Genomic DNA, 15,126 nt, shown 5'->3' with positions numbered 1-15,126 from the left:
ATCCATTGCCACTCGCGAGCAGAACGCGACATCCGCGGCATGAGCGGATGATGCTCAGGCGGTCTGCTTGGCCGAGATCGTATGGCCCTATCGTCGATTCGTGTCGCTCAACGAGCCGCCTTCTCAGACCGTGTTGCACGCGTTCGGCGTTCGGGAGCCGCCCACCCCGCTGACCGGCGGTCAAGGCGCGTCGTGGCGCGCAGGCGACCTCGTACTGAAGCCGGACGCCGGTCCGCTCCAGGAATGGCTAGCCGCCGCGTTGCCGCACCTCACGGCCGAGGGGTTTCGTGTGGCGATGCCGGTCGCGTCACGCGACGGCGCCTGGCAGTACCAGGGGTGGTCTGCTAGCCAGTGGATCGACGGCGTGGAGCCGGACTACTCGGCCGTCTCGGCCTGGCAGGCGATCCTCACCGCCGGCCGGGCCTTCCATCGGGCCACCGCTGATCTGCCTCGGCCGCGCTTTCTAGGTGACCGGCAGGACTGGTGGGCCCGGGCCGATCGAGCGGTATGGGGCGAGCGCACGATCCGGTTCCGGCGGGAGTTCGCCGACCTCGCACGACGACTTCAGGACGCGCTCCGACCGCTCGGCCGGTCGCAGATCGTGCATGCGGATCTGACCCAGAACGTTCTGTTTGCCGAAGGTCGCGCGCCGGCCATCATCGACATCTCGCCCTACTGGCGGCCACCCGCGTTCGCCGAGGGAATCGTCGTGGCCGACGCGCTGTGCTGGCATGACGCCGACCCGTCACTGCCCAGCGAGGTCAACGTCTCCGCGGCCGCCGTCGCCCGCGGCCTGCTCTTCCGCATGGCCACGACCAACGAGCGCCTCGAGACTGAACTCGGCAACGGGGACCTGGATGAGGAAGCCAACAGGTACGCAGTCGCAGCCACCGCGATCGGCGTGTGACCCCCACCCGCGTCGAAAATCTCGGCACGTGAGTGCATCGACTTGGTAGTCGCTCGTGATGGTCAGGTCGCACAGAATCGGAGCCATGGACTCGGACGTCGAGCAGCCTTTGGACGGTCACGCCACCGAAGGAGTGGTTCGGGTAGGTGACACCGTTCGCCGTCCATCCGGGCCATGGACTGATGCAGTTGATGCGCTGCTTGCGCATCTGGAGACGGTCGGATTTGCTGGTGCGCCGCGCCCGCTAGGCCGGGACGACCGGAACCGGCAGGTGCTGGAGTATGTGCCGGGCGAGGTCGGGGATCACACCGGAACGTACACGGTGCCGGAGCTGCGGGAGATCGGCGCGTTCCTCGCCGACTTCCACCGCGCGGTGGAAGGCTTCCAGCCGCCTCGATCGTCGGTGTGGAATCGGGTGATCGAGCCTGATCGTGAAGACTTGATCTGTCATCACGATGCTGCGCCGTGGAATCTGGTGCGGTCGCCGCGGGGTTGGGTGCTGATCGACTGGGACGTCGCCGCGCCGGGTTCCCGGCTGTGGGAAGTGGCGTACGCGGCGCAGAGCATGGCGGGTCTGCGGCCGGATCGGCCGCCGGCGGTGGCCGCAGAGCGGCTGGCTGCGTTCGTCGACGGCTACGGCTTGGACGCCGGAAACCGGGAGCTGCTCGTACCGATGCTGGGACGCCGCGCCCGGGCGATGTATGAACCTACTGCGCCGCGCCGCGGAACGCGGCGTACGTCCTTGGGCGCAGATCTGGGACGAAGACGGACAGTACTGGGGCGCCACCACCGATTACCTTGACCGGCATACCGACCTCTGGACGCAGGCCCTGCTGTGAGTCCCGTCGGGCGACGAGCGCACGTCGCGCGCTCGGCGGCATGTGCGGATGACTCGTGGGGTGGTAGTCGGGCCCATATCAGCAGCTCGTTCGGTTAGGACTCGCGAATCCGCCGGTCGGCTTTAAGCGCGGTCAGTCCGCGAACTCACCGTAGGCGAACGGGGCAAGTTGCTCCCGATTCCGTGCCAAGTAACGCCGAAATAGGCGTTGCACTCTTCGGCGAGAAACGAACGGATGCTCGGCCAGTCCAAGGATTCGATGACCAGGCGAGCCGTCTCCTATTGGCCTTCCGGGGGTTGTTTGAACTTTTCGGCTTTCGCGCGTTTCAGCGCCTTATGAAGCCACACACCGCCCGCGCCGAACGTAGCAAGCAATGTAGCGATCAGTTCACCGCGTTCCAGTAAGGAGCGCAGCCCGCCGGCACCGAAGGCGAAAGCTGCCATCACTCCGGCAGCGGTGAGCACCACCTTGCAAACCCTGAGCTCGGTGGCTACAAGCCAGCTCAGCGTCCTATCTATCCTAAGGTTGGCGACCGCGCCTGCCCATCTCACGGCCCGACCGGTCACCTCGAGATACAGCGGGAGCGCGCGGACGAGTACCCGCACAACGTGCAGTACCTGCTCTCTGCGGGAGGCTCCTTCCTCGGCGAGAATGTGGAGCTCAGACTGATACTCCTCTGCGTACCAGGACCGTTCTGATGGGGGTAGCAATCGCGCTGCGAAGCCGGCGAGTTCGCCAGCGATGCGGCTGTTGCCCGTAGGCATTGGTGTCGCTGGCCTTGCGCGCTCCTGCACCCGAAGCCGTGCCATTGGCGAGCGGGCCGACAGTGGCGCCTGGTCAGCGGTCGAGACCTCAATCCAGCAGCGGCGAAGTCCCACTGCGAGCAGCGCTAGCGGGACGGCCAAACCAAGCGAGCCTTGCAGTAAGTAGGTGTCCAGTTGGCTGTCGAGTCCGGTGATCGCTCCTGTCTGGACGAATGCTGATAGAAGCCCGACCACCGCGACTGTTGCGAGCACCGGAAGCGTTAACGCCCGCTCGAGGCCGCGTAGCCGTCGCTGCCGTCGCCAAATTACCGCCGCCAACCCGGCCGCGGCCACGACCGTCGCCGCGGTAACACCAACGAGCACAGCATTCTCAACTCGGTCCGACCGCCATACGCGAGGCCAAACGACGTCGTCCGCGAAGCCATAAAGCGACGGCGGCGTCACCAGGCAAAGTAGGACCTGCCCTCCGAACAGGGAGGCTGCGGCAACGACCATCCACCAGCGTTCCGCGCGTCCATGCAGTCGGCCGTCCGGGTAGTACAGGATGCCAAGGCTGCCGCTGAAGAAGAACAACGACTGCGCGAATACCGCGATCAGCGGTCCAGGCCCGGCGTTCCAAGAAGCCAGCCAAGTCAGCGCCCAGCAGGCCGCCGTCACTAGAAGGAGCATCCCGGTCGGGCGCGTGCCCCGTCCTGTCGCCAGCAGCACTCCAGCAGCCGCAGTCGTGCCGCACTCCAGCAGCGTCATGGTGGCGGCCAGCGAATGAACTTGCCAGTGCGGCCAGCCGCAGACCAGAGCCAGCCCCATTGCAGCTAACGCAGCAAGGCCAGCCAAAGCGACGAACCGACGTCGGCGGAGCGACCTTCCGGAAGCCCTCGCTCGAGAGGCCGTGGCCGCCGTCATTGAGCGGTCCGGGGATGCAAAGGCGCAGCAGGCTGTATCCGAGTCAAGGCGGCGCGGGCTTCCTGGACCCCATCGGGTGTCAGCCGGTAGTAGTGACGGGCGGGTCGACCTACCACGCTGGGATCGACATCCTCCCTGCGCGCCTCAACAAGACCGAGCTTCTTCAGCCGCGCGAGCATCGGATGGATCGTTCCAGAGGGTAGGCCGGCCTCAGCGCAGATTCGCAGTCCATACAGCTCGTCATCGTCGAGGTGGTCCAGCAGAACGCGAAGAACCATCTGAACCGCCTGGGTTCTCCGCAGCTTCGGACGCTGCATACCGAACAAGGTACCCTACCTAGTCGAAAGGGTAGGGGCTCGGCCCACGAGCGCCGGAGGACGTCCGACTGGGCAGCTGTCCTAGGAGGCGTTGACGCCGACCGCCTGGACCGAGCACCGCCTCCTGTGGTCAGCGCGAGCCGCGGCATGAGCGTGCCTTGTTGATCGTCTGGCACTGAGCAGAGTCGGCGATGGTCATGCCATGCCAACATGACGTGTGGAAATCGACCTCGACCCTCCATACGGCATCGGGCCACTGCGGCTGGGCATGACCCTGGAAGAGACCCGTACCGTGCTGCCCACGCACGGCGACCCCAGCGGTTCGATACAGACGGGCCTGTGGGTCCATCGGCCCGGCGGACTGGGAAGGCTCTGTTGCGTTGGCCAGTCGCCGCCGCGATCAGGGACGATGGAGCATGCGCCGCCGCTCGACCGCTCGCCTTCTGGTCCCAGCTTCCGCGTTCGCCGGGTTCCGGTTTCCGCGTGAGGTGATCCTCCTCGCAGTGCGCTGGTATCTGCGGTACAACCTGTCCTACCGCGACCTGGAAGAGCTGCTGGCCGAACGCGGCATCGTGGTCGACCACGTCACGCTCTACCGCTGGGTCACCCGGTTCACGCCGTTGGTCATCGACGCAGCCCAGTTCACCCGACACGCGCCCGGCGACCGGTGGTTCGCCGACGAGACCTACGTCAAAGTCGCCGGGAAATGGACCTACCTCTACCGAGCGATTGACCAGTTCGGGCAGGTCATCGACGTGATGGCCTCCCAGAAGCGGGACCTGGCGGCTGCTCGCAGGTTCTTCGTCCGGGCACTGCGGCAGGGCCGGCCGGCACAGGTGACCACCGACCGCGCCGCCTCCTACCCGCGGGTCCTGGACGAACTTTTGCGCGAGGTCCAGCACGTGGATGCCCGGTATGAGAACAATCGGGTCGAGGCAGACCACGGCCGGTTCAAAGCGCGGCTCCGGCCGATGCGCGGCCTCAAGCGGTTCCGATCTGCCCAGATCATTGGGTCTGGGCACGCCTTCGTGCAGAACATCCGCCGCGGACACTACGAACTCGCCACCGAAACGAACGGGCATCTGCGGCTCGCCGCGGCGTTCGACGAGCTGGCCGACGCCGTCTGACTCGGCGAGACCGAACCTTCACGCGTCTACCTTCGCTCTACGCAACAGCGCCCCACGGCTCAACGCTAGGGCCTACCGGGCCACGTACCCAGATGGCTGCGGCCGTGCTCCGAAGCTCTATCACGGCAGCGGCTACCGGCGGCTGGTACACGTCCGGCAGTGCGCCCGCATCGATGCGCGGGCGCCGGGCGATCGCCCGCGAACAGCGGCACGCCGCGGTGCGCGCGCTGTTCGACAAGGGCGTGACATCCAGACCATCGTCGAGACGCTGAAACTCGACCGCCAGACCGCCAGACCGCCCGCCGCTGACGCCCACGCCGCCACGCCCGAGGACCTGCAACCAGCCGACCGCAGAGCCCGCGGGACCAGCCGCATCCACCCCTACCTGGCCTACCTCTACCGGCGGTGGAACGAAGGCTGCACCGACACTGCCGTGTTCCAACGCCGAGATCCGGGACCGCCGCTATCGCGGCAGCCAGCTGCACCATCCGGCGACACCTGGCTGCTGACCAGCCGCCCCGACAACACCGGTGTGCCTGGCACACGCCGTTCGAGGCCAACTACCGGCCCCATTCAACTTCCACACGACCGACGTGTCGGGCGGGCTGGAGCTGGACGGGGTGGAGATCCTGATGCCGGGTGACACCCTCGACTCGGTCGTGGTGAACCTGAGCAAGCCGGGTCGCGCTCGCGCCAGAGCGCGGCCACCCACGTGATGTGAGACCCTCACGCCCTCGGTGCGAGTAATGCAGGGCGGCCACCTCCCGCGCCGACAATGCGACAAGCCGGTAGTCCCGATCAGGGTCCCCGTTGCCACCGAGCCGACTGACCGGCGTGGCATGCGGCTGGCGCTATGTTCCTCACGGCGAAGCGGGTGTGGCTACTAGGGGGACGGCAAGAAGGGGCGAGCTACGCGAGGGCGGAGAGGATCTCGGCGGCTTGTCCTCGGATGTCACCGAGTTTTGGTGGTCACCTCGTACGGGTCGTGCCGGTCGCCGTAGAGCAGCTGGTTGACGCCCTGCTGCACGCGCCTGTGCAGCGGGGCGTAGGCAAGGGCGATGAAACCGGTGGTCACCAGGGAGACCGTATCGGCGGAGAGATTGCGCATGACCAGCTCGCGTAGCGCGATGACGATCCCGACGAAGCCGATCACGACCAGCGTGGTCATGGTCAACCAGACGAGGGTCCGGTTGAGGACTTTATCGAGGTCGTAGAGCCCGTGCCGAATGATCGCGACGCTCATTCCGAGCGGCAGTGCGATCAGTGCAAGGAGGTACCCGCCGTCGAGGTTGAAGATCTCGAGCATCCAGCCGAGCAGGAGCAGGATGACGGTCGGTAGCAGGCAGGCCAGCTGCTGCCGGGTGTCACTATCGCCACGCCGCCAGCGTCTCCATAGCGCGGCGAGGGTGGCGGCTAGGCCGAGCACAGTGGCCAGGACGATCACGGCGAAGGCTCGCAGGAGCAGCCTGGTCGACTCCCCGACAGGCTGCGTGTCTTGGAGCAGCGTGCGGGGATAGTCGAGTGCCGCGACGGCCAGCACCACCGCGCCGGCGGCGGTAGTCACCACGAGCAGCGCGGCGAGCCATCGCCACCGCCGGGACGGCAACCGGCCGTTCGGGAACACCAGCAGCCCGAGAAGGATCAGCCCGCACATCGGCCACCATGCCCACTGGCTCAGCCACGCCAGCACGATCCACTGTGGCCAGCTCGTCGCAACCGCCGCCACCGATCCGCTGATCCCGGCCGCCAGCAGAAGTCGCCCCACCGGGTGCCGCTGCACGGCAATCAGAATCAGTACACCCATCCCCGCGCACGTCACCGTGATCGCGGCGGAGAACGGGTCGATCCCGTCGCCGAACTGGCCAGCGAGTACCACTGTGGTTACCAGCACGACGAGAAATGTGGTGAGGCTGTGCACGCGGATCCGTTTGAAGACTGCGGCGAGACGGCGACGCCTGGCGCGGCCCAGCTCCCTGGCCACCTTCGGCGCCCCACGCAGTAGGCCCGAGGTGTAGGTGAGGCCGAGCGCTAGGCGGGACAGAGGTCCGGCCGCCGATCCCTCGAGAATCGCGGACAGCTCAGCATCCCACTCGTCGATGTGGTCCGCGCGGATCTCCTGGGGCAGCCGCCGAGCCGCCAGTCGGATCAGAACAGGCGGCAGTCGGTCCAGCCAGCCTTGAATCTCGACGCTGATCAGGTTAGCGACAACGGGCGCCACCACCAGCGCCGCGAAGAGGGCGCAGACGCTCCACACTGTCTCGTTCACGTCGGGTCGGCCAATGGTTGTGGCGGGCCCCCCACAGGCCACTGCCGGTCAGCCGACGGTCGCAGTCGACCGGTTGCTGGTTGCGGAGGAGCCAGATCGCGCGATAGCTCATCGAGCGCGTGCCAGGCGGCCTGTGTGCCTTCGTCGCTGAGGCGGTAGAGCCGCCGGGCGGGTCGTCCTACGGCGGCGGGATCGACAGACTCCCGTTCGCGCGTCAACCAGCCGGCGGTCTGCAGCTTGGCCAGAAGCGGATAGATTTTGCCGCTGGCGAATCCGGTCGACCGCATCAGGTCGTATCCGTGCCGCGGCCGCAGGGGATCCTCCAGGAACGCCTTCAGGAGCCTGGCGATCGCCAACGTCATCTCCACGTCGCGCATAGATAAAGATTCTACATAGGGTGTCGACCGTCGTCGCCCGAAGATCGGCAATGCGGCGTCTCATCCCCGATGCGTCGGCCGTGATCGCGGAAGAGCTTTTGCGCCAGGGGTCGGGGTCGCCGTGGTGCTCTGTCGCCATTGGCCGCAGCCGTGGTGGTTCCGCGGCGGCCGGTGAGCGCGCCGACGCCCGTAGGGCATGCTCAGGAGGTGAGCAGGCATCGGCGTGGAGGCGCACGTCGGGTGGAATGTGTCAACGCCGCTTGAACCGTGACCTGGCTGTTCCGGGGACAGAGGGTCAGCATTCACGCGGAGGCGACAGAATACCCGGCCTCCGCCCATCCGTGGTCGGACCATGAGTTGCCGGATCCGTGTTTCGAATTCGTGTACGAGGGTGATCATGGTGAGCGGCCACGCACCGCTGAATTGTGCTGGGAGGTTCCACCGGCCACCGGCCGCCGACACAAGCAGCACGGCGAATCCAACGCGAAGGCAGTACCGACCGCTAGACGCCCCCCGCACACGAGTCTCAGGTGGCCGCCGTCGAGGTGCAGGATTCGACCGCCCGTCGGGAACGCAACCATCGCAACTCGTGATCACCGACCGTGAAATCGCGAAGCGTTCCCGAACGCCGCACCAGGACCCCTGCCGCTTTACACTGTTCACAGTGGCGCGGCAGGGGCCACATACGGTTACCTAGGACTGGTGACTACGTAGCAGCGTGGTCACCTCCTCTAGGGCGTCCGCGGAGGCTGCGCCGGCTCCCTCGAGGACGATCCTCGTCAAAATGGCTGCAACCACTAAGACGAGGCAGAAGCGGACGGCCCGGCCTGAGCTGTCGAGGCAATGCCGGGTCGTCCGCCAGAATTCGTCTGCGTTACGGCCCCAGAACGATGCCGGTGGGCCCGGCGACGTGGCCTTCCTTTTTCTGACCTTCTTACGCTCTGTCATCTCACACTCCCTATTTTGGGCACGCAAAAGGGCGCTCGGCATGCGAACCGTCGAGACTGGTGCACGAGGCGATCGCCCGCGACAAGCGAACCCGTCGCGGTTGAGAGTTACCTCGAACGCAGTTCCCTGGGGTGGTCAGAGAACCATTCAGTCTGGAAGGCTCAGGCCGAACGCCCGAATTACCAGAGACTCACATTCCACTCAGCGCTGGCGTGCCACGCCAGCGTGCACTACAGCTAACGGTTTCGTCGCGCGACAGCATCCCTTGTCGCTGCGCTTTCCCCTTTCATTCCAGGATCCGGCGAGCGCGCACACACCCACGCGCCTTACCCTCGCCCATCGGACGAGGAACCCGAGGAGCCAGCTGGCTCCCATAGCGGGAACACCGCGCCGATCTCCTGCAGTCGCATCCCCCCGGGCCGCAATCGACCCGAAGATCCGTATGGACGCGAACAACCGGATGCCGGACACTGCCTACCGCCGCTTCGTGACATCTCTCGATGCCAAAGCACAGTGAACATTGTGACACAGGGGCGCGTCGCGTGTACACCAGACACTGACGGAGAGCTAGCGCCACAGGCAGCCCGATAGGTCCACTTTAGAAAAAAATAAACAGGGCCACTCACGCGTCCGTGCCCAGCCAGTCAGCACCAGGACTAAGTGGTCGCCGGACCACCGGATGGACGGCGAGATGACCAGGTGCCCACCCGCCATCAACATCATCGCAACCGATCGGTCCGAGGGGTCGGCGGCCCGAAACGTGATCGCGGCGCGCCCGCCGGGCTGACCCAGGCAGCCCCGCGGTTCTTGCACGGAGGGCGGAAGCAGCCCTGACAGTCATGGGCCGGGTCGAGCTTGTCCGCCTCCAGTCAAGCCGCTCGACAGTGGATCACCCAGGATCCGATGCGGTAGTCCGCCAGGACCTCGCCGATCTGCACGGTGGCCGCCCGCGGCAGCTCGGGATCAACCAGCACCGTTGACCGGGGCACCCGATCTGGATGTTTAGTCTGCTCCGTGTTCAGCGAGCACCACGTGAATCAGTTCGGCCCGTGATCGAATACCCAGCTTGCGGTATACATGGGTAAGATGCGCTTCGACCGTTTTTCGAGAGATGTAGAGAGATGCAGCAGTCTGGACGTTGTTCTTGCCGGTCGCGACGAGGCGTGCGATCTGTAGTTCTTGGGGCGTGAGAAGGTCGAGTTTCGGCCGGCGCGTGGGATCAGATCGGGTGTGACCTCCGGCGGCAGCCAGTTCGTGGCGGGCGCGGTCGGCCCACGGGATCGCGCCGAGGCTTTCGAAGGTCCGCTGTGCCTCTCGCAGTGCCGTTCGGGCTGCCGTCGGCTGGCGCGCTCGCCGGCGGTTCTCACCCAGGCTCAGCAGCGTTCGAGCCCGCTCGAAGGGCATCGGGCTCTGGGCGTGCATCGCCAGAGCAGCGACGAAATGCTCCTCCGCGTTCTCGGCGTGGCCGGCGAGGATGCCCCGGCAGCGGTGGGCTAGTGCGGCAGGGTGACGGAGTCCGGTGGTGGCGGCCCGTTCATCCAGCCAGCTCGCCAGTTCCTTGGCTCGCTGTTCGGATCCGCATCTCGCCAAGGCCTCCAACAAGTCACCGGCGAAGGCGATCGGGTACGGGTTGGTCGCTCCGAGACGAGTGTCCTGGCGCCAGGCGTCCTCGAGGTGTTCTGCTGCGGTCTCTGGGTCTCCGTGGGCGAGTGCGGCCAGTCCGAGTACTGCTGACTCTAGGCCGAGCAGAGCGTCCAGCTGATAGGGACCGAATTCACGCCGGTAGCGGTCGATCGCGGCTTCGGATTTATCTCGGTGGCCACGGACAGCGTCGAGGCGGGCGAGCAATACCAAGGCGTAGCCGGCGGTGCTTACCTGGTGGAGTTCCTCGGCCCATTGCAGTGCCTCGTCGGCGTCCGCGTACGCGGCAGGCCAGTGCCCTGTGCGGTACCAGATTTCAGAGCGGACGGTCAGGGCGAAGGGTAGAGCTGCGGGCGCGCCCTGTGTCCGAATCAGTTCGACGGCCTGGTTGGCCAGCCGCAGGGCCGTGTCGAATTCCTCCATCCAGAGGCAGCTGAAGGCGACTGTTGCCGATTCCTGATGTGCCTGAAGGAGATCGACGGCGGGCAGCCTGCGCTGCACTGCCGCGAGTTGGTCGTAGAACCGATGTCGTTCGCCTTGGAGGGCGGCAGCGCAGAGGATGGTGACGTCTGCGGCGAAGGAGCGGCGACCCGGCGGGAGCAGGCTCTCTCCGCGGCGAGTGAGGAAGGCGCAGCGGCGAACATCGCCGATCATGGAACTGGGATACATCGCGTCGCACAGCAACTCACCGGCCAGTGCTGGAATGCCCGTTGCGAGCGCGTCGGCGAGGGCGACCAACTCCGCGGCGGCGCGGTGCGGCTGGCCGAGCCAGGTCAAGGCACGCCCGCGTAGTCGAGTAGCGGATGCCAGGAAAGCGGGATCGGATCCTGGAGTCATCGCCTCCTGGGACCACGCGGCGGCGTTGGTCGCGTCTCCGGCCAGCTGTGCTTCGGTGGCCGCCGCGAAGAGACGCTCGGCCCGCCGCGTGGGATCACTGGTCAGGTCGGCGGCACGTCGCAGGGCGGTGGATGCCGATCCATGACCTCCGCGGCTCGTGGCCTGGTCGGCGACGGTGACCAATGCTGACGCCAGCTCCTCGTCCGGACCGGCGGCGGCCAGGGAGAGATACCAGACTGCCTGTTCGGGGCCGGCCAGCTGCGCGATCGCACGGTAGGCGGGGAGTTGGACCGCGAGCGGCGTGGAGTCGATGAGGACCTGACGTAGCAGGGGATGACGCAAGGTCACACCGTCGTGGCCGTAGCTAATCAGTCCCTCGCGTTCGGCTGGTGTCAGATCCGCGATCGAAAGCCCGACGGCCGCCAACAAGTCAGCGAGGACCGATGTAGCTAGAGGCCTGCCGACCGCGAGGACGAACAGCGCGCGACGTGTCGCGTCTGGCAATCGCTCCAGCACCGGGCGCCAGGCCTGCTCCAGTGATCGACCGACAGTGATGCCCATGGTCGCTGCGCGTTGCACGCCGGATGCTAGGCCCAGCGCTGTCGGCTGCCGGCCGTGCGTCAGTGTCTCCAGTACCGCCAGTGGGTTGCCGCCGGTCGCGCGCGCGACCTCGCGCACGATCGGGGGCGGGATGTCGTGGCCGCGCCGCCGAACGAGTTCGCGACACTCGGCCAGGCTCAGCCCGGTGAGGCGGATGACCGGGAGGTCAGGAATCGGTGCGGCGTGGCCGGGCTGTTCCCGTACGGCGAAGACCATGCTCAGGCGTTCGGCCGCAAGTCGCCGGGCAACGAAAAGAAGCAGCCGCTGGGACTCCGCGTCGACCCACTGGAGGTCGTCTACGAGCACCACCAGTGGTTCGTGATCGCTGGCGGCGGCGAGGACGCCGAGCGCGCCCGCGCAAATGGCCAGGTCTGTTGGGGTCGTGCCCTCGGTGAGGGCAAGGGCCCTCTCCAACGATTGCCGTTGAACGGGCGGCAGGCTGTCGAAATGCTGGCGTAGTGGGGTCAACAGGTCAGCGGCGCACGCAAATGGCAGCGCTGTCTCCGACTCCACCCCTCGCACCCAGATTGTGCGTACCTGAGCTTCCTGCGCGGCCCGGTGCAGGAGCGCGGTTTTGCCGATCCCGGCCTCTCCGACAATGACGCAGCTCGAACCGCCGTCGGCGGCCGCGGACACCACGCTGCGGAGTCGTCGGCACGCGTCCGCTCGGCCGACGAATACGTCGCGAAATTCCGAGGCCACCGCCCGGCCACCAGAGGACCCGGCCGGAGGTTGTGTATCGCTCATAGCGATCACCCCCGACGGTCCTGATGGCCTACCAGGATCCCGACAGTCGCGGCCCCGCACCAGAGAACTGACGGGTAAAAGATAGGGATCCCCCGGATGCGCCAGCCACTCAAGTCGCCCTAACAGGTGACGGGCGGGCGCGACGCTGACCGTGGCCTCGTGGGCCGACAGGGATCGCTCGCGTGTTATCGCCGACGACCAGCGGCGCACCGCTGATGTGGGCCACTGCTGCCACCCGGGATGTCTCGGCGCCGCAAGGGGCATTGCGCCCGCCAATCCGGTCAATCGAAAACCCGATGAACTCCATGCTCATCGAGCCGGCGTCAACAGGGAGGGATCGCCTGAGGGAGCCCTCCGATGCCCAGGGTCATCGCCGAGACCCACGCTGATGCTCCCCATTCGTTCAGATACCTGGAGGAGACCCCAATGGGACAGTGGGATGCCAGCGTCAAGCTGGTCTACGCCGCGGAGCCGACCACGAACTTCGCCATCGATGACATCAAGAGCGGAGACCCGTTCGACATCAGGGCCGACATCGAGGTCGGGAGCGGCCTGCGGTCGTTCGGCGGGAACTACACCCTCTACCTGACCGTTCGCAACCGAACCACGGGCCTGTCAGTCGGCCCGACACTCAGCAAAGCCGGCACCGTGGCCGGCGTGACCGGAACCGTGCCCTACACCTACACCGAGGTCGAGCGAATCTCAGCGTGGACCGCGGCCGACGGCGATGCTCTGGATGTACTGGCCGTCCTGAGGTTCACGGCCGGCGGCAACAACGACTACTCGCAGGTCAGCAGCCCCGCTTTCATCGCGGTCACCTGACATCGGTCCGGAGCGGAGACGGAGCTCTTCCGCCACCGCTCCGGACACCAATTCCTGGAATGGACAGACGGCGAACGGCCCAATTCGCTAGACGGCTGCGACGCCGCCACACATGCCCGACAGCCAAGGCTGCGACGCTCGCCGGCTCCACGAGCCACGGGACGCTGACCGGCAGACGCGTTTACCGCCGAGCCGCGGCCGGTCGCCAGGCAAGTAGGGCCCGGCGAAGCGCGTCGACGCAAGAGAGGTCGGCAGTCACCGGTCGTCGACGGAGAGGTGCCCCACGACAGAGAGCCTGCTGCGTTTCCCGTCGATACGCGCTGCGGCCTGCGACGAGTCCCCACGGCCGGAGGTCCCGAGAAATCGTCCGTGAGAAAGGAGTAGCTTATGGATCCGGTCACGATGCTGGTCGCGACGCTGGGAACGCAGGCGGTGCGCACCGTCCTCGTTCAAGGTGTCTACACCGACGACGGATGGGACGCGGCAGGCGCGACGCTCCTGACCGACGTTCTCGGGGCGCTTCTCGGTACCGAACAGGAGACCGAAGCAACCCTGCAACGGGTAGAAGAGAAGCTCGACGCCCTGAAGGTCGGTAGGTTCCAGCTTCCGTTGCAGGCAGCGATTCGGCATTTGCGGGAAGCCCGCCAGGAATGGCGGTCGACACAGGACCGTGGGCGCCTGCTCGAACAAGCACGGTTTCTACTCACCGAGGCGTGTGTCGCGGCGCCCGACGGCGCCAGTCGCGCGACTGCCGAGTGGCACCTGGCGCTGACCTGGCTGTTATCCGGGTCCCCACGCGACTGTTGGGAGGCGCTGACCCGAGCACGCGACGAGTCCTTCGGCGCCATCACTACAGCTCTCGACGAGTGGGCTGCGGCTCCGCTGGAGGCGAGGCGGTGGGGCAAAGACACCGATAGCCCGGCCGAGTGGACGCGACGGGTCGTGAACTCAGCCAGGACGGTCATGAATACGACTGCGGGCCATCGCGAAGCACGCACGACCATCGCGACCCGCATTGAGGCCGCTGTTCAGGTCGCACAGACCGTCCAGAGCATACGCGCGGCTCTGGGCGCCCAACCTGCCTCCTGCCAACGTCCCCGCCTGTCCCTGGACCCGCTCCCCGACGCGGGCATCGCGCCGGAATTCGCTCCCCGCCCCGCACTCGTCCTCGACCTACTTCCCGGCGTCAACAACGTCTGGGGCACCAGCATCCACGTGCACGCCATCGACTCACCGAAACAGCTGTCGCGATGCTGGTGGACAGTAGACGCGCAGGTGACGATCAACCCCGCCGCGCCCGACACACGGACACAAATTCTCTCGATCGCCGATATCGAGGATTTGCACAGGCCCGGGGAGGACCTCAGGGACGCGCCGATCCGCCACTACCTTCCCCGCCAACTCTTACAGCCTGAATCCCCCGCGCGAGCCCTCACCGCCGGATCCCAACAACCCGCCGCCTCTGATCGGTGGATCACCAGCCTGAGCCGAGGAGCTCCGACCCATCTGGCGATCCGGACCCAATTCGACCTCGTCGAAACCCCGCTTGGATGCGAGCCACGAGGAGGCATATTCGCGCTAATGCCCATCCCTCCCTCACAGGGCACTACCAGGGCCGACGCATAGTTTGAACGTCCGCCTCAATCGATCTACCTTCGAGTGAGCTACAACAACTGCCGGGAACTCTGCAACTTGTGCTGCCCTGCTGCGTCGCCGATAACAGCCATGCCGATGACCGACGCGAACGACCACGGCTACGGATGGGGACCTGCGCCGGATCTAACTTGAGCGCCGGCGAAACTGTTTCTATCCTTCTGGGAGTCCCCGGCACCGCCTCTGCGCCACGTGCGGACGCGCCCGGGGTTTGCGTGCCCGCCCGTCCTCTCGCCGAAAGCCGGGTCCGGCCGTCCATCCGCCGCGCGTTCCCGGGAAACGCAGCGAGGGGGAGAGCGTCCGGGCCCGCGCGACCGCCTCGGACGGTCAAGCAGGTACAGCCAATCGACCGCAGAGCGCGGGCCAGCGAGGCGAACG

General features: G+C 66.6%; 11 protein-coding genes. 6 read left to right on the top strand and 5 right to left on the bottom strand.

What is annotated here, in order from left to right:
* Positions 1–67 precede the first annotated feature (67 nt).
* Complete coding sequence (locus BUB75_RS30025) at positions 68–907, top strand: hypothetical protein (RefSeq protein WP_143175492.1); 840 nt, start codon at positions 68–70, stop codon at positions 905–907.
* Positions 908–992: 85 nt separating this feature from the next.
* Positions 993–1,709, top strand: coding sequence for a phosphotransferase (locus BUB75_RS30020; protein WP_218617839.1), 717 nt, complete (start codon positions 993–995; stop codon positions 1,707–1,709).
* 315 nt (positions 1,710–2,024) lie between these two features.
* Here the strand turns inward: BUB75_RS30020 and BUB75_RS45595 are convergent, their stop codons facing one another.
* The gene (locus BUB75_RS45595) at positions 2,025–3,317 is read right to left on the bottom strand and encodes a hypothetical protein (RefSeq protein WP_143175491.1); all 1,293 of its coding nucleotides are present in this window, start codon (positions 3,315–3,317) and stop codon (positions 2,025–2,027) included.
* Positions 3,318–3,409: 92 nt separating this feature from the next.
* Positions 3,410–3,730 carry a PadR family transcriptional regulator gene (locus tag BUB75_RS30015; protein WP_073261518.1) on the bottom strand — a complete coding sequence of 107 codons (321 nt, stop codon included), beginning with the start codon at positions 3,728–3,730 and terminating at the stop codon, positions 3,410–3,412.
* A gap of 416 nt (positions 3,731–4,146) precedes the next feature.
* Here BUB75_RS30015 and BUB75_RS30010 point away from each other — a divergent pair, with 416 nt between their 5' ends.
* Both BUB75_RS30010 and BUB75_RS48910 read left to right on the top strand, forming a co-directional pair.
* Positions 4,147–4,857 carry an IS6 family transposase gene (locus tag BUB75_RS30010; RefSeq protein ID WP_073261516.1) on the top strand — a complete coding sequence of 237 codons (711 nt, stop codon included), beginning with the start codon at positions 4,147–4,149 and terminating at the stop codon, positions 4,855–4,857.
* Positions 4,858–5,450: 593 nt separating this feature from the next.
* Positions 5,451–5,573, top strand: a complete 123-nt coding sequence (locus BUB75_RS48910) for a hypothetical protein (RefSeq protein WP_425430904.1) — start codon at positions 5,451–5,453, stop codon at positions 5,571–5,573.
* 236 nt (positions 5,574–5,809) lie between these two features.
* Here the strand turns inward: BUB75_RS48910 and BUB75_RS30005 are convergent, their stop codons facing one another.
* From BUB75_RS30005 to BUB75_RS29995, 3 genes are all read right to left on the bottom strand, one after another.
* Positions 5,810–7,123, bottom strand: a complete 1,314-nt coding sequence (locus BUB75_RS30005; RefSeq protein WP_073261514.1) for a hypothetical protein — start codon at positions 7,121–7,123, stop codon at positions 5,810–5,812.
* The gene (locus BUB75_RS30000; protein ID WP_218617838.1) at positions 7,120–7,500 is read right to left on the bottom strand and encodes a PadR family transcriptional regulator; all 381 of its coding nucleotides are present in this window, start codon (positions 7,498–7,500) and stop codon (positions 7,120–7,122) included. The genes BUB75_RS30005 and BUB75_RS30000 overlap by 4 nt, the downstream gene beginning before the upstream one ends.
* A gap of 1,950 nt (positions 7,501–9,450) precedes the next feature.
* Positions 9,451–12,273, bottom strand: a complete 2,823-nt coding sequence (locus BUB75_RS29995; RefSeq protein WP_178380011.1) for an ATP-binding protein — start codon at positions 12,271–12,273, stop codon at positions 9,451–9,453.
* Between the two features lie 357 nt (positions 12,274–12,630).
* On the opposite strand from BUB75_RS29995, the gene BUB75_RS29990 reads away from it, so the two are divergent.
* A complete protein-coding gene (locus BUB75_RS29990) occupies positions 12,631–13,095 on the top strand; it encodes a hypothetical protein (RefSeq protein ID WP_143175489.1) in 465 nt (154 codons plus the stop codon).
* 387 nt (positions 13,096–13,482) lie between these two features.
* Positions 13,483–14,721: a hypothetical protein gene (locus BUB75_RS29985; RefSeq protein WP_073261508.1), complete on the top strand. Its 1,239-nt coding sequence runs from the start codon at positions 13,483–13,485 to the stop codon at positions 14,719–14,721.
* Positions 14,722–15,126: the final 405 nt, after the last annotated feature.

The organism is Cryptosporangium aurantiacum (assembly GCF_900143005.1).
Taxonomy (GTDB): domain Bacteria; phylum Actinomycetota; class Actinomycetes; order Mycobacteriales; family Cryptosporangiaceae; genus Cryptosporangium; species Cryptosporangium aurantiacum.
Note: the sequence above shows the minus strand (reverse complement) of the source record. Positions and strands in the feature narration are given on the sequence as shown.